At 61.6% G+C, this 23554-nt stretch carries 21 protein-coding genes; 14 read left to right on the top strand and 7 right to left on the bottom strand.

Annotated elements, in window-relative coordinates:
- Positions 1-128 precede the first annotated feature (128 nt).
- From K9857_RS21415 to K9857_RS21405, 3 genes are read left to right on the top strand one after another with little or no spacing between them, the layout of a single operon-like run.
- Entirely contained in the window at positions 129-1250 is a 1122-nt protein-coding gene (locus tag K9857_RS21415; protein WP_224539049.1) for a glycosyltransferase family 4 protein, read from the top strand.
- Positions 1243-2019, top strand: coding sequence for a DUF2334 domain-containing protein (locus K9857_RS21410; protein WP_224539048.1), 777 nt, complete (start codon positions 1243-1245; stop codon positions 2017-2019). Before K9857_RS21415 ends, K9857_RS21410 begins: the two co-directional genes overlap by 8 nt.
- Positions 2016-3014 carry a lysylphosphatidylglycerol synthase transmembrane domain-containing protein gene (locus tag K9857_RS21405; RefSeq protein ID WP_224539046.1) on the top strand — a complete coding sequence of 333 codons (999 nt, stop codon included), beginning with the start codon at positions 2016-2018 and terminating at the stop codon, positions 3012-3014. Before K9857_RS21410 ends, K9857_RS21405 begins: the two co-directional genes overlap by 4 nt.
- 56 nt (positions 3015-3070) lie before the next feature.
- On the opposite strand, the gene K9857_RS21400 is transcribed toward K9857_RS21405, so the two are convergent.
- On the bottom strand, positions 3071-3265 hold the full coding sequence (locus K9857_RS21400) for a hypothetical protein (protein ID WP_224539044.1): 195 nt from the start codon (positions 3263-3265) through the stop codon (positions 3071-3073).
- 80 nt (positions 3266-3345) lie between these two features.
- Positions 3346-4194 (bottom strand): formyltetrahydrofolate deformylase, encoded by an 849-nt coding sequence (gene purU, locus K9857_RS21395; protein WP_110964641.1) that lies wholly within the window; start codon positions 4192-4194, stop codon positions 3346-3348.
- 338 nt (positions 4195-4532) lie between these two features.
- On the opposite strand from purU, the gene mvaT reads away from it, so the two are divergent.
- Positions 4533-4910 carry a histone-like nucleoid-structuring protein MvaT gene (gene mvaT, locus K9857_RS21390; protein ID WP_175379343.1) on the top strand — a complete coding sequence of 126 codons (378 nt, stop codon included), beginning with the start codon at positions 4533-4535 and terminating at the stop codon, positions 4908-4910.
- A gap of 99 nt (positions 4911-5009) precedes the next feature.
- Here mvaT and sbcB read toward each other — a convergent pair whose 3' ends face one another.
- Positions 5010-6440 carry an exodeoxyribonuclease I gene (gene sbcB / locus K9857_RS21385; protein ID WP_224539041.1) on the bottom strand — a complete coding sequence of 477 codons (1431 nt, stop codon included), beginning with the start codon at positions 6438-6440 and terminating at the stop codon, positions 5010-5012.
- A gap of 184 nt (positions 6441-6624) precedes the next feature.
- Between sbcB and K9857_RS21380 the strand changes: the two genes are divergently transcribed.
- Genes K9857_RS21380 through K9857_RS21355 form a run of 6 tightly spaced genes read left to right on the top strand, consistent with a single transcriptional unit; the run spans position 6625 to position 13353 of the window.
- A complete protein-coding gene (locus K9857_RS21380; protein WP_224539040.1) occupies positions 6625-7350 on the top strand; it encodes an RDD family protein in 726 nt (241 codons plus the stop codon).
- The gene (locus K9857_RS21375) at positions 7347-8324 is read left to right on the top strand and encodes a stage II sporulation protein M (RefSeq protein ID WP_224539038.1); all 978 of its coding nucleotides are present in this window, start codon (positions 7347-7349) and stop codon (positions 8322-8324) included. Before K9857_RS21380 ends, K9857_RS21375 begins: the two co-directional genes overlap by 4 nt.
- Positions 8311-9855: a DUF4129 domain-containing protein gene (locus tag K9857_RS21370; RefSeq protein WP_224539035.1), complete on the top strand. Its 1545-nt coding sequence runs from the start codon at positions 8311-8313 to the stop codon at positions 9853-9855. The genes K9857_RS21375 and K9857_RS21370 overlap by 14 nt, the downstream gene beginning before the upstream one ends.
- Positions 9852-11024: a DUF4350 domain-containing protein gene (locus K9857_RS21365; RefSeq protein WP_224539034.1), complete on the top strand. Its 1173-nt coding sequence runs from the start codon at positions 9852-9854 to the stop codon at positions 11022-11024. The genes K9857_RS21370 and K9857_RS21365 overlap by 4 nt, the downstream gene beginning before the upstream one ends.
- 38 nt (positions 11025-11062) lie before the next feature.
- Entirely contained in the window at positions 11063-12025 is a 963-nt protein-coding gene (locus K9857_RS21360) for an AAA family ATPase (protein ID WP_224539051.1), read from the top strand.
- Positions 12022-13353, top strand: coding sequence for a DUF58 domain-containing protein (locus K9857_RS21355; RefSeq protein ID WP_224539032.1), 1332 nt, complete (start codon positions 12022-12024; stop codon positions 13351-13353). Before K9857_RS21360 ends, K9857_RS21355 begins: the two co-directional genes overlap by 4 nt.
- 134 nt (positions 13354-13487) lie before the next feature.
- Here K9857_RS21355 and K9857_RS21350 read toward each other — a convergent pair whose 3' ends face one another.
- The gene (locus tag K9857_RS21350; protein ID WP_110964647.1) at positions 13488-13847 is read right to left on the bottom strand and encodes a PilZ domain-containing protein; all 360 of its coding nucleotides are present in this window, start codon (positions 13845-13847) and stop codon (positions 13488-13490) included.
- A 244-nt stretch (positions 13848-14091) separates the two neighbouring features.
- The gene (locus tag K9857_RS21345) at positions 14092-14469 is read right to left on the bottom strand and encodes a tetratricopeptide repeat protein (protein WP_175379350.1); all 378 of its coding nucleotides are present in this window, start codon (positions 14467-14469) and stop codon (positions 14092-14094) included.
- Between the two features lie 170 nt (positions 14470-14639).
- Here K9857_RS21345 and pyk point away from each other — a divergent pair, with 170 nt between their 5' ends.
- Entirely contained in the window at positions 14640-16091 is a 1452-nt protein-coding gene (gene pyk, locus K9857_RS21340) for a pyruvate kinase (RefSeq protein WP_224539030.1), read from the top strand.
- A 240-nt stretch (positions 16092-16331) separates the two neighbouring features.
- Here pyk and K9857_RS21335 read toward each other — a convergent pair whose 3' ends face one another.
- Together K9857_RS21335 and K9857_RS21330 are read right to left on the bottom strand one after the other, a co-directional pair.
- Positions 16332-17267: an iron-sulfur-binding ferredoxin reductase gene (locus K9857_RS21335; RefSeq protein WP_224539029.1), complete on the bottom strand. Its 936-nt coding sequence runs from the start codon at positions 17265-17267 to the stop codon at positions 16332-16334.
- Complete coding sequence (locus K9857_RS21330) at positions 17260-18366, bottom strand: sensor domain-containing diguanylate cyclase (RefSeq protein ID WP_224539026.1); 1107 nt, start codon at positions 18364-18366, stop codon at positions 17260-17262. The genes K9857_RS21335 and K9857_RS21330 overlap by 8 nt, the downstream gene beginning before the upstream one ends.
- A gap of 318 nt (positions 18367-18684) precedes the next feature.
- Between K9857_RS21330 and K9857_RS21325 the strand changes: the two genes are divergently transcribed.
- The 3 genes from K9857_RS21325 to K9857_RS21315 all read left to right on the top strand — a co-directional run bounded on the left by K9857_RS21325 (position 18685) and on the right by K9857_RS21315 (position 23521).
- Positions 18685-20208 (top strand): fumarate hydratase, encoded by a 1524-nt coding sequence (locus K9857_RS21325; RefSeq protein ID WP_008061943.1) that lies wholly within the window; start codon positions 18685-18687, stop codon positions 20206-20208.
- Positions 20209-20435: 227 nt separating this feature from the next.
- Positions 20436-22196: an ATP-binding protein gene (locus K9857_RS21320; RefSeq protein ID WP_224539025.1), complete on the top strand. Its 1761-nt coding sequence runs from the start codon at positions 20436-20438 to the stop codon at positions 22194-22196.
- A complete protein-coding gene (locus tag K9857_RS21315; protein WP_224539023.1) occupies positions 22196-23521 on the top strand; it encodes a sigma-54-dependent transcriptional regulator in 1326 nt (441 codons plus the stop codon). Before K9857_RS21320 ends, K9857_RS21315 begins: the two co-directional genes overlap by 1 nt.
- Positions 23522-23554: the final 33 nt, after the last annotated feature.

The following is a 23554-nucleotide window of genomic DNA, read 5'->3' as shown; positions in this document are numbered from 1 at the left end:
TACCTGCCTGACACACCGCCATCGCGAGCAGGCTCGCTCCCACAACAGCCCCGCGACCAGGCACACAACCCCAAACGAACATCTATTCTTCATAAAGGTCAACCAAGGGAGAGCGACTGACCGGAGGGATGTTCATCGTGCATATCGCTGACATAACCATGTTCTACGCCCCTGCCAGCGGTGGCGTGCGTACTTATCTGGATGCCAAGCACCATCGCCTCTGCACGAGGCCGGGCACTCGCCACAGTTTGTTGATCCCTGGGGCTTACTTCAGCGAACAGGATGGCATCTACACCGTTCCGGCGCCCGCCCTGCCCTTCGGCAAGGGTTATCGCTTCCCCGTTCGCCTCGCGCCCTGGCGCAATGTCCTGCACGATTTGCAACCGGACCTGATCGAAGTCGGCGACCCCTATCTCACTGCCTGGGCGGCCCTGGATGCGCGGCGGCAACTGGACGTGCCGGTGATCGGCTTCTACCACTCCGACCTGCCACTGCTGGTCAGCAATCGCATGGGCAACTGGGTCACTCCCAATGTCGAGGCCTATGTCAGCAAACTCTATGGCAACTTCGACCGGGTCCTGGCGCCCAGCCGGGTGATGGCGGACAAGCTCACGAGCCTCGGCGTGCGCAACGTGTTCGTGCAACCTCTGGGCGTCGATCTGCAGATGTTTCATCCCCAGGCCCGCAATCCTGGTCTGCGAGCCGAACTCGGCCTGGACGACGACACTCGCCTGCTGATTTTCGCCGGCCGCGGCTCTAAGGAAAAAAATCTGCCGGTCCTGCTCGACTGCATGAAGCACCTGGGCCGGCGCTACCACTTGCTGCTGGTCGGCTCGTCGATGCCGACGAGCGTGCCCGACAACGTCACCGTCTTCGATGACTTCCGCCCCGCCGCGCAAGTCGCCCGCCTGATGGCCAGCGCCGATGCCCTGGTGCATGCCGGTGATCAGGAAACTTTCGGTCTGGTGATCCTTGAAGCCATGGCTAGCGGCATTCCGGTGGTTGCGGTGGCCGCCGGTGCGTTCGAGGAAATCATCAACGATCAATGTGGCCTGCTCTGCTCCCCGAACAATCCCCAGGCCATGGCCAACGCCATACGCGAGCTGTTCAGCCAGGGCGGCGCAGCCCTTGGCAATCAGGCCCGACGCCATGTCGAGCAGCATTACGCCTGGGATTTCGTGGTCAACAGCCTGCTCGGCCACTATCACGCGGTACTCGGCAGCCAGTGGCCGCGAGCGGCTAATGGTTGAGTCCATGCCATCGCCCAGTCTGCTGTTGGTGCTGCACGATGTCGCACCGCAGACGTGGGTCGACTACCAACCCTTCGTCGAAGCCGTCGACGCACTCGGTGCCGTGCCGATGACCTGGCTGGTGGTGCCGGACTTTCACCGACACAACGATCTGCAAGACCATCCGGAGTTTCGCCGCATGCTGGCCGGACGTCTCGAACGCGGTGACGAACTGGCGTTGCACGGCTATTTTCATTGCGATGATCAGCCGTTGGCGGTCAATCCACGGGACTGGTTCATGCGCCGCGTCTACACCCACGAAGGTGAGTTCTACCAACTGTCACAGGCAGAAGCCCTGGCCCGACTGCGCGCCGGTATCGACCTGTTCCAGCGCTACCAATGGCCATTGCAGGGTTTTGTCGCGCCTGCCTGGCTGATGAGCGAAGGCACGCGCCAGGCGCTACGCCAGTTGCCCCTGACCTACACCAGCGATGCGCAACATCTGTATCGTCTTCCCGATTTCACCCAGGTCGACGCCCCCGGTCTGGTCTGGAGCGCGCGCAGCGCTTGGCGTCGGGGTTTGTCGAAGCTGGTCAGCGATCGGCTCGAACATCGCTGGCGAGAAGCACCTGTGATCAGGCTGGGCATTCATCCGGTGGACATGCGCCATGAGTTTTCACGGACGTACTGGCTGAACACCTTGCAGCGCCTGCTCGACGAGGGACGGATGCCGCTGACCAAGGCGTGCTGGCTGGCGCGGCAATCCGAACACATGGAGCGCGCCGCATGAGTCGCGGGATTCTGTTGCTGATCGGCCTGTTCGCCGCCGTGCTGATTCCGTGGCTGTTGGGTGGCAGCGAAACCTGGTCTCGTCTGAGCAGTTTTCCGTTGAGCGGATTGCTGGTGATGTTCGGCATGATCCTGCTGTGCTGGGTGGTCAACACCCTGCGTTTGCGCCTGCTGCTGGGAGATCAGCGAGAGAAGGTCAGCCCGCTCAAAAGTCTCGGCGTGGTGATGGCTGCCGAGTTCGCCTATTGCGCCACGCCCGGCGGCAGCGGCGGGCCACTGACGATCATGGCACTGCTGGCGCGCAGCGGTGTTCGCCCGGCCAGGGGCAGCGCAGTGTTCGCCATGGACCAGTTGAGCGATCTGCTGTTTTTCCTCTGCGCGTTGAGCGCAATCCTCATTTATGCGCTGTTCCAGCACCTCAGCCAGCGGATGGAGTGGCTGCTGATCGTCAGTGCGGTCTCGATGTTCGGCGGCCTGATCTGCTGCGTTGCGGTGGCGCGCTACCATCGCCTGCTGATTCGCCTGAGCGGCCGATTGCTGGTGCGCCTGAACGTGCAATCCACCACACGCATGCGCTGGGCGCGAAAACTCCTGCATTTTCTGGCGGCGTTTACCGACACCCTCAAGCTGCCGTTTCAGACGTTGATCACGGTGTTCGCCTTGACCTGCCTGCACTGGATCTTGCGTTACAGCGTGCTGTATCTGGCCCTGCGCGGGCTCGGCGCGGATTTACAGTGGGCCTGGAGTTTTCTGATCCAGATGCTTTCACTGAGCGCGGGACAGTTCAGCCTGCTGCCGGGAGGCGCCGGGGCGGCGGAGCTGACATCGGCGGCGCTGTTGGCGCCCATGGTGGGCAAGTCCACGGCGGCCGCGGCGATTCTGATATGGCGGGCGGTAACCTATTACTTCTATCTGCTGGTGGGTGGGCCGGTGTTCCTGCTGATGCTGGGGCGGCCGTTGCTCAAGAAGTTAATGAAAGTTAAACAAGCCCTGTAGGAGCAAGCTTGCTCGCGATGGAGGTATGGTCACCGCGGGGCGTCAGGTTTCCCGTGTCACCGTTTTCGACCATCGCGAGCAGGCTCGCTCCCACAGGAGTTTTCTTCCTGTAGCTGCTGCCATAGCTCCGCAGCGCCGGGGAACTCGGTGCCATCCTCGGGGCTCATGTCATCCGGGTCATACCGACTCAAACATCCCTCGCCCAATGTCGCGGGCGCTTTGGAAGTGGCTTTGTCCAGTGGATCGCTCATGTTCGTGTCCTTGGAAACGGCGAAGGGCCTGAGCGATTGAACGCCCAGGCCCTTCGATTTTCAACTGTGAGCTGACGAAATCAGAACACCACGGTCTTGTTGCCGTGCACCAGCACGCGGTCTTCCAGGTGATAACGCAGGCCGCGGGCCAGCACCATCTTCTCGACGTCGCGACCGAAACGCACCATGTCTTCGATGCTGTCGCTGTGGCTGACGCGCACCACGTCCTGCTCGATGATCGGGCCGGCATCCAGCTCTTCGGTCACATAGTGGCAGGTCGCGCCGATCAGCTTCACACCGCGCATGGACGCCTGATGGTACGGCTTGGCGCCGACGAAGGACGGCAGGAAGCTGTGGTGGATGTTGATGACCTTGTGGGCGTATTCGCTGCACAGCTCGGGCGGCAGGATCTGCATGTAGCGCGCCAGTACGACCACTTCGGCATCGTGCTGTTTGACCAGGCGCGAGACTTCGGCGAAGGCCGGCTCCTTGTCCTGTGGGTTGACCGGCACGTGGTAGTACGGGATGCCGTGCCACTCGACCATGCTGCGCAGGTCGTCGTGGTTGGAAATCACGCAGGCGATTTCGCAGTCCAGCTCGTCGCTGTGCCAGCGGTGCAACAGGTCAGCCAGGCAGTGGGATTCGCGGCTGGCCATCAGCACCACGCGTTTCTTCTGCGCGGTATCGGTGATGCGCCAGTCCATCGAGAATTCTTCGGCAATCGGCGCAAAGGCTTCACGCAGGGCTTCAATTCCGAACGGCAGCGAGTCGGCACGAATCTCGTGACGCATGAAGAACCAACCACTCTGATTGTCCGAGTGATGGCTCGCTTCAGTGATCCAGCCGTTGTGGGACGCCAGAAAGTTACTGACTTTAGCAACGATGCCGACGCGGTCCGGGCAGGAAATCACCAGCCGATATGTGTGCATGAGGGGGAAACTCCAGAACTTCGCAAAGGCGGCCATTCTAGCGACAACGCAGCAAAACCGCAGTATTGATCACGTTGTGCGGTGCCAAATGGTCGCTTGCGAGACTACCGCCAGCCGTTGCAAAGCCGTGGCCCGGCAGTGTTGTTGAGGCTATATACACATTCAATTTTGAATATCCCCACTGGCCGCCTCGAACTTTTAACTGCTCATCCAGTGTGGGATGAAGTCGCGGCTTCTTAATTAAATAAACATCGGTTTAATGTTTACTTGATGAAATACCCTGACTATTATTGCCGCACTGTCCCCCTGCCATCCTGTTTCTACATAAGGTAGTAATCATGTCCTTGATCAACGAATATCGCGCCACCGAAGAAGCTATCAAAGAGCTGCAGGCCCGTTTGAAGAACCTGTCCCAAGACGACAAACTGCAAACCGAGCTGGAATTCGAAGGCAAACTGCGCACCCTGATGGGCGAATACTCCAAGTCCCTGCGTGACATCATCGCTTTGCTGGATCCGGAATCCAAAACCAAGGCACCACGCGGCGCAGCAGTAAAAACTACCGGCACCAAGCGCGCTCGCAAAGTTAAACAATACAAAAACCCGCACAACGGCGAAGTCATTGAAACCAAAGGCGGCAACCACAAGACTCTGAAAGAGTGGAAAGCCAAGTGGGGCGGTGACGTGGTTGAAGGCTGGTCTACCCTGCTGGGCTAAGCCATAGCACTTGTTGCGGACAAGTCTGTGACAAAAAATAACGCCAGCATACGCTGGCGTTTTTTTATGCCTCGAATTCAGCGCCCGACATTTTCGAATTCAAAGATTCAAACGTTTGCGCAATTCAACAACATGGAGCTGCCATTGATCGAGCACCTCTTGCTGAAAAGGCGTCGCTGTAAGAGCCCATTGGGCTGCGGCCTGCGTGAAACTTTCCAGGGTATTGGGCGCGCCCCATTCCGGTGCCGACAAACGTTTCTGACAGAATAGTCGCCAGCGCTCTTGCTCTTCCACATTCAAGGTGTCGGGAAAGTTGCGTGCGCGATATCGAAACAATAATTCAGGCAAGCGTTCATCATCGAAAGGCCATTGCTGTTGCGCCAATTGAATCGGATCGACCGTTCGCACTTGTTCACAAAGCCTGCGATCGCGATCACCAATGAAACCGTCATACAACTGTTGTTCCGGGTCCTGGCTCGGAGCAAATTCCTCGCCGGCATAAATCTTCGCAACTTTCTCCTGCCAGACTTTCTGCGCGTCACTCAGTCGCAGTGCGCGCTGCTGATACAGCGCCATATCCAGCCCGAGACGCTGTTGATCTTCCGGGCGCAGAACTCCCAAGGGTGCCACCACCGGACATTTATTGATGTGAATGAGCTTGAGCGGCACCGGCAATTCACCTTCGGCCAAGTCCTCGCGCCGGGTGTACAGGCGCTGGCGCAAGGTGTCGGCATCCAGATTCAGCAGCCCCTCGGGATCGAGGTGCAGGTCGCAGACAATCAGTGCGTTCTTGTTGCGCGGGTGCCAGGCCAGGGGCAGCACCACGCCGATGAAGTTGCGCGCCGCGGAAAAGCGCCCGGACACATGCACCATCGGCTTCAACAGACGGATCTGATCCAGCACCTTCTGTTTACTGCGTAACTGGAACAGAAAGTCATACAGCTTCGGTTGCTTTTCCCGGATCAGGCGCGCGAGGGCGATGGTGGCACGAACGTCAGACAGCGCTTCGTGGGCATTGCCGTGGTCGATAGCGTTGGAGGCAGTCAGGCGTTCGAGCTTGAGCGTCACCTTTCCCTCGTCGTCCGTCGGCCAGACGATGCCATCCGGACGCAAGGCGTAGGCGGCGCGCGCCACATCGATCAAGTCCCAGCGACTGTTGCCGCCCTGCCATTCCCGCGCGTAGGGATCAAAGAAGTTGCGATACAGGCTGTAGCGGGTCATCTCGTCGTCGAAACGCAGGGTGTTGTAGCCCGCGCCACAGGTGCCGGGCGCCGCCAGCTGGGCGTGGACCCGGGTCATGAAGTCGGCTTCGCTCAGCCCCTGTTCGGACAACCGGGCGGGCGTAATCCCGGTAATGGCGCAGGCCGCGGGGTGCGGCAGGATATCTTCGCTTGGCTGGCAATAGAGGTTGACCGGCTCATCGATCTCATTGAGATCGAAGTCAGTACGCAGCCCCGCCATTTGCAGGGGGCGATCGCAACGGGGGTTGATGCCCGTCGTTTCGTAGTCGTACCAGAAGATGGAAGTCACAGGCGTTTCCTGAACGGGAGATCGGCAAAGTCTAGGCGTTCAGGTCCTGCCGCGGCCAGCGATCTTGTATTCAAAGGTGACTGCGCAGCCATCGGCAACACTTTGTTATGTCGTTTTCACGGGCAAGGCTGCTAGCATCGAAAAGACGAGACCATCCCGATCAGGCCACATCATCAGGTTGCCCATGCTCGAGACTGCAGCACTGCAAAGGAAAGCGACGCTGTCCCCGCCACTGGATACGCGGTATCAGGTCGAAACGCCGGAAGGCATCGATCTGCCATTGCGCCCGGCCGGGCTGATGGTTCGTGCGCTGGCGTTCGCCATCGACCTGGCCCTTCGCGGCGTGGTTCTCGGCGTGCTGTTCATCGCGCTTTCGATGCTCGGCAAACTGGGCATGGGCCTGGGCTCGCTGCTGATCTTCGCCGTCAGCTGGTGGTACATGGTCTTGTTCGAAGTCCTCAACCAGGGCCGCTCACCGGGCAAGCAATGGATGGGCCTGCGAGTGGTGCAGGATGACGGCACGCCCATCGGCTGGTCCGCGTCGCTGTTGCGTAACCTGTTGCGGTTTGTCGATCTGCTGCCGTTCGTCTACTTTCTCGGCGCCATCAGTTGCCTGCAAACCGCTGGCTTCAAGCGCCTCGGCGACATTGCCGCCGGTACGCTGGTGATCTACCGCGAACAGCCCCTCACCCGCCCACAACTGCCGCCGGCCCCACCGCGCCATCCGGCCTTTGCCCTGACATTGACCGAGCAGCGCGCCATCCTCGGATTCGCCGAACGCCAGTCCGAACTCTCCGATGCCAGGGTCAACGAACTGGCCGCCATCCTCGCCCAGCCGCTGAAGGTTCCCGCATCACAAGCAGCTGCAGAACTGAACGGCATCGCCCACGGCCTGTTGGGCCCGACATGAAGCAAAGTCTTTTCGAACATCGGCACATGGCCGAATGGGAACAGTTCTCCCTGCTGCTGGAAAGGCTGGAACGCGACCGCAACGCCAGCGGGACGGACAACTTTCCAGGCGACTACCGGCGCATCTGCCAACACCTGGCCCTGGCCAGTGAGCGCGGCTACAGCAGTTTTCTGATCGATTCCCTGCAACAACAGGTGCTGCGCGGGCATCAGCAGCTGTACCGCCATCGCAGCCGACTGGGCGCCAATGTGCTGGCCTTCATTCTTGCCGACTTCCCGCGACTGGTGCGCGAACAGTGGCGTTTCGTGATGGCCGCCAGCCTGATGTTTTTCGGCAGCCTGATCGGCTTTGCCCTGCTGGTGTTCCTCTTTCCGGAGCTGATCTACAACCTGCTTCCGGCCGAGCAGGTCGCCGACATGCAAAGCATGTACGACCCGCAGGCCGGTCATCTTGGACGCTCGGCGGACCGCGCCGCCAGTGAAGACTGGGTGATGTTCGGCTACTACATCATGCATAACATCGGGATCGCCTTTCAGACCTTCGCCAGCGGTTTGCTGTTTGGCCTGGGCAGCGTGTTTTTCCTGTTATTCAACGCAATGATCATCGGCGCGGTGGCCGGGCACCTGACGCAGATCGGCTTCGGGCAGACCTTCTGGTCGTTCGTGATCGGCCATGGCGCGTTCGAACTGACCGCCATCGCCCTGGCCGGAGCGGCCGGCCTGCAATTGGGCTGGGCCCTGATCGCTCCAGGGCGCCTGCCCCGTGCCGAGGCCTTGCGTCTGGCGGCACGCAAAAGCGTGTTGCTGATCTGCGGGGTGATGCTGTTTCTGCTGATTGCAGCCTTTATCGAAGCCTACTGGTCGTCGATGACCACGCCGGCGCCGCTGACCAAATACCTGGTCGGCGCTGCGCTCTGGCTGCTGGTGTTGGCGTATCTGCTGTTTGCCGGACGGGTCCGCCATGCGCCTGAGTGACGCCACCGTGGTGATCCGCCCGCGTCCGACCTGGGAAGCCATGGACCTGGGGGTGCTGCTGAGCCAGCGCCATCGCCGTCTGCTGATGACCAGTTGGGCCATGCTGACGGTGCCGGTCTTTGCCCTGTTGACCTGGCTGTTCTGGGACTCGCCGTCTCTTGCGGTGTTCATCTTCTGGTGGTTGAAACCGGCGTTCGAACGCCTGCCGCTGTACATCCTGTCCAAGGCCATGTTCGGTGAAACACCCACGTTGAAAGAGGCCCTGCGCCAATGGCCACGGCTGCTCAAGCCGCAGCTGCTGGCCAGCCTGACCTGGCGCCGGCTGAGCCTGAGCCGCAGCTTCCTGCTGCCGGTGGTACAGCTCGAAGGCCTGGGCGGCGAAGCGCGACAGCAACGTTTACAGGTGTTGTTGCAGCGCGACGCCAACGCGGCGCGCTGGCTGACAGTGATTGGTATGCACCTGGAGACCGCGCTGTGGATCGGTCTGACGGTGCTGTTCTACCTGCTGCTACCGCAACAGGTGGCCGTGGACTGGAGCTGGCAGACGTTGATCACCGCGGCGACGCAAGACTGGCGCTGGCTGGAGCACCTGACCAATGCCTTTTATGTTCTGGTACTCGTGGTGTGGGAACCGATTTATGTGGCCTGCGGTTTCAGCTTGTATCTGAACCGGCGCACGGTGCTGGAAGCCTGGGACATCGAACTGGTGTTCCGCCGCCTGCGCCAGCGCTTGAGCAGCACCGCCGCAGTTCTGTTGCTGGCGATGATCGGGCTGATGCCTGTCGGACAGGAAGCCTGGGCGGCAGAACCGACGCCCTCACCCGACAGCCCGCGTCTGCTGGAGCAATCGCTGACAAGCCAGGCCTCCCGCAATAGCATTCAGACGATCCTCGAACAGCCGCCATTCAAGAACCCGGAAACCGTGACCCGTTACCGTTTCGGTGAGGACAAGACCAGCGCCGAATCCGCGGACAATGACCAGCCGCCCGCATGGCTCAAGGCGCTGTTCGATCTGTTCGGCAGCCAGCGCTTCGGCACCGTGGCGTCGCTGATTGAAACCTTGTTGTGGGGGGCGGTGATCACCGCCATCGGCCTGTTGATCTGGCATTACCGCGACTGGCTGCAGACATTTGTCAGCCGTCGCCCCCTTCCCCGCAAGAAAGCCCCCTCAGCTCTGCCGAAACAGGCGTTCGGCCTTGATCTGGACCGCGAAACCCTGCCCGCCGACATCGCGGCCAGCGCCGAAAGCCTCTGGCAAACCCAGCCTCGCGAGGCGCTCGGTCTGCTCTATCGCGCTTTGCTCAGTCACTTGCTGCATGACTTCAACATCGTACTCAAGGCCGCCGACACCGAAGGCCAGGTACTTGAACGCATCGAACAACTGCAGCAACCGACCCTGCTGGCCTTCAGCCGGAACCTGACGATGCATTGGCAAAACATGGCCTACGGGCACCGCTTGCCGCCGGCGGATTCGCAGCAGCAATTGTGTGACGGCTGGCGCGCCTTGTTCGGTTCGGGGGCAAATCGTTGAGCCGGCGCGCCTGGGCGTTGGCGCTCGGCATTCTGCTCGCCGTGCTGCTGGTTGCGCTTGGCATCTATCTATATATGAAGGCCGTGCCCTACACGGATCAAATCGATCACGGCCCCTCACCCGAAGCCCAGGCCAATCCGTACCTCGCTGCCGAACACTTCCTGCGCAAGCAGGGCCTGACCGTCAGCCATGCCAACAGCCTCGACATCCTGCCAAGCCTGGAACCTCGCCAGAACAGCCTGCTGCTGTTCGGCGACCGCTACAACATGACGCCCCGGCAGATCGATCAGGTCATGAACTGGACCCGGGCCGGCGGGCGCCTTCTATTCGTCGCCCAGTCTCTGTGGGACGAAAAGGCCGGACAAAGCAACGACCTGCTGCTCGACCGGGTGCAGCTGCATCAATCCCTGAGCAAGGACCTCAAGGACCCGCCACCCGATAAAGAAAGCGGTGACGACCCCTATCCGAAACTGACCAGGCTGTATCTGGAAAACGAAGACGCTCCGGCCTATGCCGGCTTCGATACCGCCTTCCACCTCGAAGACCCGAACAACCTCGCCCAGGCCTGGGCCAACAGCGCCAAGGCCACGCACATGATGCAACTGAACCACGGGCTGGGTTCGATCATCGTGGTGACGGACGCCGACCTGTGGAAAACCCCGGCGATCGGTGAGTACGACAATGCCTGGCTGCTCTGGTACCTGACGGCTGACACCCATGTGACCCTGATGTACGACACCGATCACGACAGCCTGTGGACCTTGTTGCTGCGTTACTTCCCCCAGGCGTTGGTGGCCCTGATTGCCCTGATCGCATTGGGCCTGTGGCATGTGGCTGTGCGCCACGGCCCGGTGCAGGCGCCAGCCGCGAAAGCCCGCCGGCAACTGCTGGAGCATGTGCGCGCCAGTGCCGACTTCATGTTGCGCCGCAACGGTCAACACAGCCTGCTGCACGCCTTGCAACAGGACATCCTGCGCCGGGTACGCCACCGCCATCCCGGTTACGACCAACTGGCCGTCGCCGAACAATGGCTGGTGCTGTCCCGCCTGACCCGACAACCCACTCGCGCCATCAGCCAGGCCATGAGCCCGCGACCGAAGCAGCGGCTATCCAGCGCCGAATTCAGTCGCCAGGTCGCCCATCTGCAAACCTTGAGGAACGCTTTGTGACGATTGATCCGAAAGAGCCGGACAGCGCCGGTCATGCCATGCAGCAACGCCAACGCGCCAGCCAGCTGGCCCAGACGATACGCGGCGAACTGCAAAAGGTCGTGATCGGCCAGCACAGCGTCATCGACGACGTGCTCAGTGCATTGATCGCCGGTGGCCACGTGTTGCTCGAAGGCGTGCCCGGATTGGGCAAGACCCTGCTGGTGCGCGCACTGGCCCGTTGCTTCGGTGGCGAGTTCGCGCGCATCCAGTTCACCCCGGACCTGATGCCCAGCGACGTCACCGGGCACGCGGTGTACGACCTGCAGACCGAGCAATTCAAACTGCGCAAAGGTCCGCTGTTCACCAACCTGCTGCTGGCTGACGAGATCAACCGCGCCCCGGCGAAAACCCAGGCCGCGCTGCTCGAAGCCATGCAGGAACGACAGGTCACCCTCGAAGGCCGCGCCCTGCCCATCGCGCAACCGTTCATGGTGCTGGCCACGCAAAACCCGATCGAACAGGAAGGCACCTACCCGCTGCCGGAAGCCGAGCTGGATCGCTTCATGCTCAAGGTGCGCATGGATTACCCCGACGCCGACCAGGAACTGGACATGGTGCGCCAGGTCAGTCGCTCGACCCGCGCCGACATGCTCGACGTGCAGCCGCTGCGCACCGTGCTGCAGGCCAAGGACGTGCTGGCCCTGCAACGTATCGCCAGCGACCTGCCACTGGACGATCAGGTGCTCGATTACGCCGTACGCCTGGCCCGCACCACACGCGCCTGGCCGGGACTGACCCTCGGCGCCGGACCACGGGCCTCGATCGCGCTGGTGCGTTGCGCCAGAGCGAGGGCCTTGATCCGCGGTGGTGAGTTCGTGACTCCCGATGACATCAAAAGCTGCGCGCTGGCGGTGCTGCGCCATCGCGTGCGGATCGCGCCGGAACTGGATATCGAAGGGCTGGACGTGGATCACGTACTGCGCCAGTTGCTCGATCAAGTGCCGGCGCCGCGCCTGTGAAACCGACCCGCCTGCTGTTGCTCTGGCTCGCGTTGCTGCTGGCCATCGGCATCGTACTGGGCAGCTTGCAGGCAATGGGGATCGCGCTGCCCGCGTACCTGTCGCGGATCAACTGGGGCCTGCTTCTGGCACTGCTGGCCCTGGCGCTGCTCGATGCGGTGCGCCTCAAGCGTCTACCCTCGCCGCGCCTGCTGCGGCACATGCCCGGCAGTCTGGCTCTGGGTCGCTGGAGCGAGGTGCGGCTGGAGATCGAGCATGACTTTACGCAACCGATGGATCTGCAACTCTTCGACCACGTTCCCGATGGACTGAGCTTCGAGCACCTGCCTCTGACCGTGCGATTGCAGCCCGGTCAACGGAGCCTGATCGACTATCGCCTGCGGCCGCTCAAGCGCGGTCACTTCAGATTCGAACACTGTGAAATAAATCTGCCAGGGCCGCTGGGACTGTGGTCCGACAAGCGCTTGCTCGAAGTGGCTGACCAGACCCGGGTCTATCCCGACTTCGCCCACCTTTATGGCGGCCAACTCTTGGCTGTGGATAACTGGCTGAGCCAGCTCGGCGTTCGTCAGCATCAACGTCGAGGCCAGGGGCTGGAGTTTCACCAGTTGCGCGAATTCCGCGAGGGCGACAGCATGCGGCAAATCGACTGGAAAGCCACCGCCCGCCAGCGCACGCCCATTGCTCGGGAGTACCAGGACGAGCGCGACCAGCAGATCATGTTCATGCTCGATTGCGGGCGTCGCATGCGCAGCCAGGACGGCGAGCTGGCGCATTTCGATCATGCGCTCAACGCCTGCCTGCTGCTCAGCTACGTCGCGCTGCGCCAGGGAGACGCGGTGGGTCTGTGTACCTTCGCCAGCGAACAACCGCGTTTCCTCGCCCCGGTCAAAGGCAGCGGGCAACTCAATGTGCTGCTCAATACGGTCTATGACCTGAACAGCAGCCAGCGCAGCGCCGATTATCAAGCGGCCATCACCGAACTGCTCGCCCGCCAGAAGCGCCGGGCGCTGGTGATGCTGGTGACCAACCTGCGGGACGAGGACGATGAAGAATTGCTCACCGCAGTCAAGCGCCTGAGCCGCCAGCACCGGGTACTGGTCGCCAGCCTGCGTGAAGAGGTACTCGACAATCTGCGGCAAACGCCGGTGCAGACATTGCCCGAGGCGCTGGCCTATTGCGGCACGGTGGATTACCTCAATGCCCGGGGCGAACTGCACGAGCGCTTGAGCGCCCACGGTGTACCGGTGCTGGATGCGCGGCCCGGGGAATTGGGCACGCGGATGGTGACGCAGTATTTGAGCTGGAAGCGCAGTGGCAGTGTTTGATCTGGCTTGAGATTTTCAGTGCCTGTGAAGACGCCTTCGCGAGCAAGCCCGCTCCCACATTTGACCGCGTTCTGATTGTCGGAACACGGTCCACTGTGGGAGCGGGCTTGCTCGCGAAGCTTTAAAGGCTTTGATCAGGCCGAAGCCGACAACGTCTGGAAACTGAAGTACTGCTTCAACGCCTCCACCAGTTGCCCGTATTCCGGCGGGGCTCGTTGCAGGCTGAACCCGGCGTCGTAGTATTGGGGCGTTTGATCTTCGTGGCACCACAGGCAACACGCCCGCAGATCGATGATCTGCTGGCACCCATCGCCGACGGGGATTTTCAGGCGCAGACCGAAGTCCGCGCCGATCATCATTGGCAGTTGGCTGATGAGCATCAGCCCGTGTTCGGAAACATTGCCCAGATAACCAATGGGTTTGTCAGTGACACTGTTGAACACTTTCAGAAAATACGGCAGTTGATGCCGCTCGATCCGGCGGTCAGTGAACATGCTGAATTCGCTACGCAAGGTCCTTAAGCAGGACCGCACTAATGCTTCGGAACAGGCCTGCCAACTGTTATCCCGGCAGATGCGGCCCGCTCTCCCCGATCCTGGCGCGACAGTCCGTCAACCGCTGCCGCTTACTTCTACCGATCACAGGTGTTGCCACAGTTTAGAAACCAGGCTCTAAACCGATCTATTGGACTATAGCCTCACCACCACCGGTCGGCCAGCTATTGAATGACAACCAGCATCAGAACTGTGTCGGACGCACGGTTGCCGAACTGCGCATCGGGTAATGGCCCAGGCTCGCCAGCGTTTCCAGACGGGCACGGGCGCGGTAGGCGTATTCGCTCTGCGGGTAGGAGGCGATGATGAATTGATAGGTCTGGGCGGCATCGATGAACATTTTCTGCCGTTCCAGGCACTGACCGCGCATCATCGATACTTCCGGCCACACGTAAGGCCGGGCCCGGCTGTCGCGCTCGACCTTGGACAGCTCGAGCATCACCTGCTCGCAATTGCCGCGGTCATAAGCGCTGTAGGCATTGTTCAAATGATGGTTCATGGCAAAACGGGTGCAACCCGTGACACTGAATAACGCAAGGGCGGCAATGAGTACGAATCGCATGGGAAATCTCCTGTCTTGAACGCTGTATCGACCCGTGGACGGAAATCTTCAGCGGCCCGGCACAAAGTTGAGGTGTTCAATAAAGAAAGAATTAAGTAGTGCAAACGAACAATGACTACAGCGTCCGACCATAGTAGCCTCACTCAGCGCTTGAACTCAGGAGTCTTTGCATGTCCGTCCGTCGTACCAAAATCGTCGCTACCCTTGGCCCGGCCAGTAACTCGCCGGAAGTTCTCGAACAGCTGATTCTGGCTGGCCTGGACGTCGCCCGCCTGAACTTCTCCCACGGCACCCCCGACGAGCACAAGGCTCGCGCAAAGCTGGTGCGTGACCTGGCCGCCAAGCACGGCCGCTTCGTTGCCCTGCTGGGTGACCTGCAAGGCCCGAAAATCCGTATCGCCAAATTCGCCAACAAGCGCATCGAGCTGAAGATCGGTGACAAGTTCACCTTCTCCACCAGCCATCCGCTGACCGAAGGCAACCAGCAGGTGGTCGGTATCGACTACCCGGATCTGGTCAAGGACTGCGGCGTGGGCGACGAGCTGCTGCTCGACGATGGTCGCGTGGTAATGCGCGTCGAAACCGCCAGCGCCACCGAACTGAACTGCCTGGTGACCATCGGCGGCCCGCTGTCGGACCACAAGGGTATCAACCGTCGCGGTGGCGGCCTGACCGCTCCGGCCCTGACCGAAAAGGACAAGGCCGACATCAAGCTCGCCGCGGAAATGGAAGTCGACTACCTCGCCGTATCCTTCCCCCGTGACGCAGCTGACATGGAATACGCCCGCCAACTGCGCGACGAAGCCGGCGGCACCGCTTGGCTGGTGGCGAAGATCGAACGCGCCGAAGCCGTTGCCGACGACGAAACCCTCGATGGCCTGATCAAGGCGTCCGACGCGGTGATGGTTGCCCGTGGTGACCTCGGTGTGGAAATCGGCGACGCCGAACTGGTGGGCATCCAGAAGAAAATCATTCTGCACGCACGTCGCCACAACAAGGCGGTGATCGTGGCGACCCAGATGATGGAGTCGATGATCCAGAATCCGATGCCGACCCGTGCCGAAGTTTCCGACGTGGCCAACGCCGTGCTCGACTACACCGACGCCGTGATGCTTTCGGCCGAAAGTGCTGCCGGCCAGTATCCGCTGGAAGCTGTGCAGGCCATGGCGCGCATCTGCGTCGGCGCTGAAAAGCACCCGACCAGCAAGACCTCCAGCCATCGCATCGGCAAAGAGTTCTCGCGTTGCGACGAGAGCATCGCGCTGGCGACCATGTACACCGCCAACCACTTCCCGGGTGTGAAGGCGATCATCGCGTTGACCGAAAGCGGCTACACCCCGCTGATCATGTCGCGTATCCGTTCCTCGGTGCCGATCTACGCGTTCACTCCGCACCGCGAAGCCCAGGCTCGCGCGTCGATGTTCCGTGGTGTGTACACCATTCCATTCGACCCTGCTTCGCTGGCGCCAAACGAAGTCAGCCAGGCGGCGATCGATGAACTGGTCAAGCGTGGCGTCGTGGAGCAAGGCGACTGGGTCATCCTGACCAAAGGCGACAGCTACCACACCATCGGCGGCACCAACGGCATGAAGATCCTGCACGTTGGCGACCCGATGGTCTGAGTGACCGGTCGCTGAAAGACAAAAGCCCTGCCATGTGAATGGCGGGGCTTTTTGTTTTCTGATCCTGAATATGCGGCGCCTGTTCGGGCCTCTTCGCGGGCAAGCCCGCTCCCACAGGTTTCCATGGTGTTCCGGAAATTGTGTACACCACAAAACCCTGTGGGAGCGGGCTTGCCCGCGAAGGGCCCCCGCACTGCCGACACAAGACTCAATGTCTGTCATTGCCCTCTAAATCAACACTCAACCACGAGCCAGAAACACATCGGCCAGCAGTTGATTGCGCGGCAATCCCGCCAGATACAGGCGTCGGGCAAAGGCATCGACACTCTCAGGGGCTCCGCAGAGCAGAGCCAGGGTTTGACGGGAAACGAGCCGCAGCTGCGCCAGGGCCGCTGGCAACTCGGCGGAGGTCCACAGCTCGATATCCAGGTTCGGACGGCTGGCCGCCATGGCTTGCAACGGTTTGGCCAGATAATGCTGACTTGCATCATGGGCCAGGTGAATCACGCGGATCGCTCCCTGATGATCATGACGCAACGCTTCGCGCAGCACGCCGAACAAAGGGCCCAACCCGGTACCGGACGCCAACAGCCACAACGGCCGATCGTGCCAGGACGGATCGTAATGCAGAGCGCCGCCGCGCAATTCGCCGAGGCGGATCGGATCGCCGATGTTCAAGCGGCGCGCGGCGTCGCTGAATTCACCGGGCAGGCGGCAATCGAGGTGAAACTCCAGGAAACGGTCGTCCTGCGGCAGGCTGGCGAGGGAATACGGCCGCGCGACATTCCCGGCCCACAACACCAGATGCTGGCCGGCGCTGTAACGCAACGGACGCTCCGGCGTCAGGCGCAAGCGCAGCACGCTGTCGCTCAACCAGTCGACTGCGGTCACTTGTGCCGGGCGCCCGTCCTGCAACGGGTCGAAGGTATGCACATGCAAGTCCTCGACCACCTGACACTGACACGCCAGCCGCCAACCCTGCTGACGCTGCTCCGCGCTCAGGGCATCGGGACGACTGTCGGCCGGCAGGCCATTCACGCATTGCACCAGGCACGCGTGGCAACTGCCGGCGCGACAGCTGTAGGGCACCGCCACGCCATTGTGATTCAGCGCATCGAGCAGATTGCTGCCCGCCGCCACCGACCATTGGCGTTCACCCACACGTAACTCAGGCATCGACGTTTTCCCAGGCAGCCGCACAACGATTTCGCCCATCACGCTTGGCGCGATACAGCGCCTGATCGGCCCGCTGCAGGGCGTCATCGAGATCGTCGCCATGTTCCAGCAGGGTCATGCCGGCGGACAGGCTGAGGTTACGGACATTCAGGCCGATCAACTCGACATCGGTAAACGCGATGCGCAGCCGCTCGCAGCAGGAGGTGAGGCTGTCCGCATCGCAATCAGGCAAGAGCACCACAAATTCTTCGCCACCGTATCGGGCCAGCACATCACCGTCGCGCAGGCAGGCGTTGGCCACACCGGCAAAGGCTTGCAGCACCTGATCGCCAGCTGCGTGACCATGCAGGTCATTGATGCGCTTGAAATGGTCAAGGTCGATGAGCGCCAGGCCATGCACCACACTGGGATCCATCACGTTGAGCTCTCGGGTGGCCAGACGCAGAAAGTGCCGGCGATTGAACAGACCGGTCAATTCGTCGGTGGCCACCAGGTCTTCGAGCTGGCGCATCATCCCGCGCAGTGTGTCCTGGTGGGCCTGCAAGGCAAAGCGGCGCTGGCGCATGCGATGGCGTGTGGCCTGGACATAACCGGCGTAGAGCACCAACCAGACCAACACGATCAACAGCACGCACACCTGCAACGCCGCCAGGGCCGGGTCGGCCAACTGGAAGTGATAACCCTCCCACAGGGTGATCGCACTGAAACTGAAGAACACCAGCATGGCGCAGCGCAGGAACGCGCGTCGGGACAGATGGAACAGCCCGAACAACAGGATCAGCACATAAAAAACCAGGAAGGCCCCGCGGGCGTCATCGAGGTGGGCGATGAGCCAGGTTTGCCAGCCCAGGCCGAGCATCACCTGGGCTTCGGTCAGGCTGGGATCGCCCAGGCGCAGGTTGTAGCCCGAATAGAACACCGCGAACAGCGCCGCCTGGCTGATGACCACCAGCGAACTGCCGACGGCCATGCCCGCCAGCGAATCCTCATAGTGGCCGGTGAAAAACGCCAGCCACACCAACAGCAAAGCCAGGGCATAGGTGCCGGCTGCGAGGGCAAAACGTTTGATCAGCAGACGTTGAATGGCGTTATGGGTCAATCGTTGACTCACCGAATGAAAGGAGGCTGGTAGAGCGTCCTACTCTACAGACCGTATGTCACTTTAGTGGCGTGGCCGATAAATGACCATCCAATTTTCTCCCAAGCCTTACTCCATCCGTGGGGCCATGCGTCATCTATAAGACCAACGATTGACTGCCGGCGGGTGTGCCCTTGAGCGAGGCGAGTTATACTGCCGCGCCTTTTTAGCGTCGCGCCAGCATGCCCGGCGTGCCTTGAAAGGTGCTTGCAACCGACCGATGCACCCAAGCTGCAAGCACCTTATTGAATGTTCCCGTCTTTTAGAGGAGCGCGACTCATGACCGTGATCAAGCAAGACGACCTGATTCAGAGCGTTGCCGACGCCCTGCAGTTCATTTCCTACTACCACCCCGTGGATTTCATCCAGGCGATGCACGAAGCCTACCTGCGCGAAGAATCGCCGGCGGCCCGTGACTCCATGGCGCAAATCCTGATCAACTCGCGCATGTGCGCCACCGGCCACCGTCCGATCTGCCAGGACACCGGCATCGTGACCGTGTTTGTCCGCGTGGGCATGGACGTGCGTTGGGATGGCGCCACCATGGGCCTGGACGACATGATCAACGAAGGCGTTCGTCGCGCCTACAACCTGCCGGAAAACGTCCTGCGCGCTTCCATCCTCGCCGACCCGGCAGGCGCTCGCAAGAACACCAAGGACAACACCCCTGCCGTTATCCACTACTCCATCGTTCCGGGTAACACCGTGGAAGTGGACGTGGCGGCCAAGGGCGGCGGTTCCGAGAACAAATCGAAGATGGCCATGCTCAACCCGTCCGACTCGATCGTCGACTGGGTTCTGAAGACCGTTCCGACCATGGGTGCCGGCTGGTGCCCACCGGGCATGCTGGGCATCGGCATCGGCGGCACCGCCGAGAAAGCCGCAGTGATGGCCAAGGAAGTGTTGATGGAATCCATCGACATTCACGAGCTCAAGGCCCGCGGCCCACAGAACCGCATTGAAGAAATGCGTCTGGAGCTGTTCGAGAAGGTCAACCAGCTGGGCATCGGCGCCCAGGGCCTGGGCGGCCTGACCACCGTGCTCGACGTGAAGATCATGGACTACCCGACTCACGCCGCCTCCCTGCCGGTGTGCATGATCCCGAACTGCGCCGCCACCCGTCACGCACACTTCGTGCTCGACGGTTCCGGCCCGGCTTCGCTGGAAGCGCCACCGCTGGACGCCTACCCGGAAATCGTCTGGGAAGCAGGTCCGTCGGCTCGCCGCGTCAACCTCGACACCCTGACCCCGGAAGAAGTACAGAGCTGGAAGCCGGGCGAAACCGTCCTGCTCAACGGCAAAATGCTCACCGGTCGCGACGCTGCGCACAAGCGCATGGTCGAGATGCTGAACAAGGGTGAAACCCTGCCGGTAGACCTCAAGGGTCGCTTCATCTATTACGTCGGCCCGGTCGATCCGGTGCGCGAAGAAGTGGTTGGCCCGGCTGGCCCGACCACCGCGACGCGGATGGACAAGTTCACCCGTCAGATCCTCGAGCAAACCGGCCTGCTGGGCATGATCGGCAAATCCGAGCGCGGCCCGACCGCCATCGACGCGATCAAGGACCACAAAGCCGTTTACCTCATGGCAGTGGGCGGCGCGGCTTACCTGGTGGCGCAAGCCATCAAGAAATCCCGCGTGGTGGCATTCGCCGAACTGGGCATGGAAGCGATCTACGAGTTCGACGTCAAAGACATGCCAGTGACCGTAGCGGTCGACAGCAAGGGCGAGTCGGTACACATCACCGGTCCTGCCATCTGGCAGCAAAAGATCAGTGAAAGCCTGGCGGTAGAAGTGCAGTAAGCATTTCGACCGACCCGAAAAAGGCGACAGGGCTTATCCCCCTGTCGCCTTTTTTATTACCTGAAATTACCCGATTGCCTTGTGCTGCATCCCACCGGCCCTTATCTGTGGCGGCCGAGAAAAACGACCAACAGATTTCAACCTGCGGCAGCATATTCAGGGCGCGTGATGACGGACGGGGCCCATGTTATGGTGCGCCCCCTCCGTACCCCATGTGTAATGCCTGCATGTTTCTGTCCTCCCGCCCCCTGCGCATTGCGCTCTATACCCTGCTGATCATCGCCGGTGCCGTCATCGCCGCCACCCTGGCGATGCGCCACACCGTGCGCCAGTCCATGGTCGAAGACGCGGCCCGGGCCAATCAGCAATTGGGGCTGTATGCCACGTCCCTGCATACCCTGATCGATCGCTACCGCACCCTGCCCTCGGTACTGGCGCTGGACCCGCAATTGCGCAACGCGCTCAGGGGCTCGGTCAGCCCCGAGCAACAGGATCTGTTGAACCGCAAACTGGAACAAATCAACGGCGCCGCCGAATCCTCGACCCTGGAATTGCTCGACCGCACCGGTCTTGCCGTCGCCGCCAGCAACTGGCGACTGCCCAGCAGCTACGTCGGCCACAACTACGGTTTCCGCCCCTACTTCAACCAGACCCGCACCCAGGGCACCGGACGCTTTTATGCCGTGGGAGTGACCAGCGGTATTCCGGGTTATTTCCTGTCCAGCGCGGTGACCAGCGACGACGGGCAGTTCCTCGGCGCCATGGTGGTGAAGCTGGAGTTTCCGGAACTGGAACGGGAATGGAGTCAGGGCAGCGACACCCTGCTGGTCAGCGACGCCCGTGGCGTGGTGTTCATCGCCAACCAGCCGGGCTGGCGTTATCGCCTGCTCAAACCGCTGAATGACCAGGATCACAGCGAACTCAAGTCCACCCGCCAGTACGACAAACAGCCACTGACACCGCTGGAATATCAGTCGCTGCGCCACTTCGACGAAAACAGCGAACTGGCCCGCGTACAAGGCCCTAACGGTCAGGCGGATTACCTCTGGGAATCCCTGCCACTCGCTGCCGAAGGCTGGACATTGCACCTGCTGCGCCGCCCGCAGGTGGCGTTCGAAGACAGTCGCAACGCCGCGCTGGCCGCCGCCGGCCTGTGGCTGACCCTGGTGTTCCTGCTGCTGTTCCTCAACCAGCGCTGGCGCCTGGCGAAAATGCGCCAGCGCAGCCGCGAGGAACTCGAACAATTGGTGGAAGAACGCACCCGCGACCTGCGCACCGCCCAAGAGGGATTGGTGCAGTCAGCCAAGCTGGCCGCCCTCGGACAGATGTCGGCTGCCCTGGCCCATGAAATCAATCAGCCGTTGACCGCGCAGCGCATGCAACTGGCCACCTTGCGCCTGCTGCTCGATCACGGCCGCGTCGATGAAGCCTACGCGGCGCTCAAACCGGTGGACGAAATGCTGACCCGCATGGCCGCCCTCACCGGTCACCTGAAAACCTTCGCCCGCAAAAGCCCCAGCGGCTTGCGCGAGCGCCTCGACCTGGCGGCGGTGGTCGATCAATCACTGCAACTGCTCGACACCCGTCTGCGCGATGAACAGGTCAGCACCGTGCTGCACTTGACCCGCCCAGCCTGGGTGCGCGGCGATGCGATCCGTCTGGAGCAGGTGCTGATCAACCTGCTGCGCAATGCAATGGACGCAATGCAGGACAAACCCTGCAAGCGCCTGGAAATCCGCCTCGAAGCCGACGAGCAGATCTGGCGCTTGAGCGTCATCGACAATGGCAGCGGTATCACCGAAGAAAACCTGCCGAAGGTGTTCGATCCGTTTTTCACCACCAAACCGGTGGGTGATGGACTGGGTATCGGTCTGGCGGTGTCTTTCGCTATCGTGCATGAATCGGGCGGACGCCTGACGGCCGATAATCATGGCAACGGCGCGGTGTTTGCCATGACCCTGCCCATCGATCTGGAGGCCCACGGCTAATGCTCAACTCAGTGATGGTGGTCGACGACGAAAGCAGCATTCGCAGCGCCGTTGAGCAATGGCTGAGCCTGTCGGGGTTCGAGGTGCAGTTGTTCAGTCGCGCCGAGGAATGCCTGGCGCAGTTGCCCAGGCATTTTGCCGGGGTGATTCTCAGCGACGTGCGCATGCCCGGCATGAGCGGTCTGGAACTGTTGGCCGAAATCCAACGACGAGATGCCGACCTGCCGGTGATCCTCCTGACCGGCCACGGCGACGTGCCGATGGCAGTCGATGCCATGCGCGATGGCGCCTACGACTTCCTGGAAAAACCCTTCAGCCCGGAAACCCTGCTCGGCAGTCTGAACCGCGCGCTGGAGAAGCGCCGACTGGTCCTGGAAAACCGCGCTCTGCACGAACAGGCCGACAATCGCGCCAAGCTCGATGCCACGCTGCTGGGCGTGTCCCGTGGCCTGCAAACCCTGCGCGGTCAGGTGCTGGATCTGGCGGCGTTGCCGGTCAATGTATTGATTCGTGGCGAAACCGGCAGCGGCAAGGAGCTGGTTGCCCGTTGCCTGCACGACTTCGGCCCACGCGCCGACAAACCCTTCGTCGCCCTGAACTGCGCGGCGATCCCCGAGCAATTGTTCGAGGCCGAGCTGTTCGGCCATGAGACCGGGGCCTTTACCGGCGCCCAGGGCAAGCGCATCGGCAAGCTCGAATACGCCGACGGCGGCACGCTGTTTCTCGATGAAATCGAAAGCATGCCCCTGGCGCAGCAGGTGAAATTGTTGCGGGTGTTGCAGGAACAGAAGCTCGAACGCCTGGGGTCGAACCAGAGCATTCGCGTCGACCTGCGGATCATCGCCGCGACCAAGCCGGACTTGCTCGGCGAAGCCCGGGCCGGGCGTTTTCGCGAAGACTTGGCCTACCGCCTGAACGTCGCCGAACTGCGCCTGCCGCCGTTGCGTGATCGGCGCGAGGATATTCCGCTGCTGTACGAGTCCTTCGCCCGCAATGCCGCCGAGCGTCTGGGCCGAAGCTTTTCGCCCCTGAGCGGCCCGCAGTTGAGTCACCTGCTGAGCCACGACTGGCCGGGCAATGTCAGGGAGCTTGCGAACATGGCCGAGCGTCAGGTGCTGGGGCTTGGCGAGCCGGTGCCGGACGGTATCGAGCCCGGGCAATCGCTGGCGGCGCAACAGGAAGCCTTTGAAGCCCAGTGCCTGCGCTCGGCGCTGACCCGGCACAAGGGTGACATCAAGGCGGTGCTGGAAGAACTGCAACTGCCGCGGCGGACCTTCAATGAAAAGATGCAGCGGCATGGGTTGAGTCGGGAGATGTTTTTGTAGTGACCGAGCGGGCCTCATCGCGGGCAAGCCCGC

It is taken from the genome of Pseudomonas sp. REP124, from assembly GCF_020164475.1.
Taxonomy (GTDB): domain Bacteria; phylum Pseudomonadota; class Gammaproteobacteria; order Pseudomonadales; family Pseudomonadaceae; genus Aquipseudomonas.
The sequence above is the reverse complement of the archived record's forward strand: the minus strand, read 5'-3'. Positions and strand labels throughout refer to the sequence as shown.

Coding starts and splice junctions, on each gene's coding strand:
- K9857_RS21415 (WP_224539049.1), top strand. CDS start 129: ATGTTCATCGTGCATATCGCTGACATAACCATGTTCTACGCCCCTGCC.
- K9857_RS21410 (WP_224539048.1), top strand. CDS start 1,243: ATGGTTGAGTCCATGCCATCGCCCAGTCTGCTGTTGGTGCTGCACGAT.
- K9857_RS21405 (WP_224539046.1), top strand. CDS start 2,016: ATGAGTCGCGGGATTCTGTTGCTGATCGGCCTGTTCGCCGCCGTGCTG.
- K9857_RS21400 (WP_224539044.1), bottom strand. CDS start 3,265: ATGAGCGATCCACTGGACAAAGCCACTTCCAAAGCGCCCGCGACATTG.
- purU (WP_110964641.1), bottom strand. CDS start 4,194: ATGCACACATATCGGCTGGTGATTTCCTGCCCGGACCGCGTCGGCATC.
- mvaT (WP_175379343.1), top strand. CDS start 4,533: ATGTCCTTGATCAACGAATATCGCGCCACCGAAGAAGCTATCAAAGAG.
- K9857_RS21380 (WP_224539040.1), top strand. CDS start 6,625: ATGCTCGAGACTGCAGCACTGCAAAGGAAAGCGACGCTGTCCCCGCCA.
- K9857_RS21375 (WP_224539038.1), top strand. CDS start 7,347: ATGAAGCAAAGTCTTTTCGAACATCGGCACATGGCCGAATGGGAACAG.
- K9857_RS21370 (WP_224539035.1), top strand. CDS start 8,311: ATGCGCCTGAGTGACGCCACCGTGGTGATCCGCCCGCGTCCGACCTGG.
- K9857_RS21360 (WP_224539051.1), top strand. CDS start 11,063: ATGCAGCAACGCCAACGCGCCAGCCAGCTGGCCCAGACGATACGCGGC.
- K9857_RS21350 (WP_110964647.1), bottom strand. CDS start 13,847: ATGTTCACTGACCGCCGGATCGAGCGGCATCAACTGCCGTATTTTCTG.
- K9857_RS21345 (WP_175379350.1), bottom strand. CDS start 14,469: ATGCGATTCGTACTCATTGCCGCCCTTGCGTTATTCAGTGTCACGGGT.
- pyk (WP_224539030.1), top strand. CDS start 14,640: ATGTCCGTCCGTCGTACCAAAATCGTCGCTACCCTTGGCCCGGCCAGT.
- K9857_RS21335 (WP_224539029.1), bottom strand. CDS start 17,267: ATGCCTGAGTTACGTGTGGGTGAACGCCAATGGTCGGTGGCGGCGGGC.
- K9857_RS21325 (WP_008061943.1), top strand. CDS start 18,685: ATGACCGTGATCAAGCAAGACGACCTGATTCAGAGCGTTGCCGACGCC.
- K9857_RS21320 (WP_224539025.1), top strand. CDS start 20,436: ATGTTTCTGTCCTCCCGCCCCCTGCGCATTGCGCTCTATACCCTGCTG.
- K9857_RS21315 (WP_224539023.1), top strand. CDS start 22,196: ATGCTCAACTCAGTGATGGTGGTCGACGACGAAAGCAGCATTCGCAGC.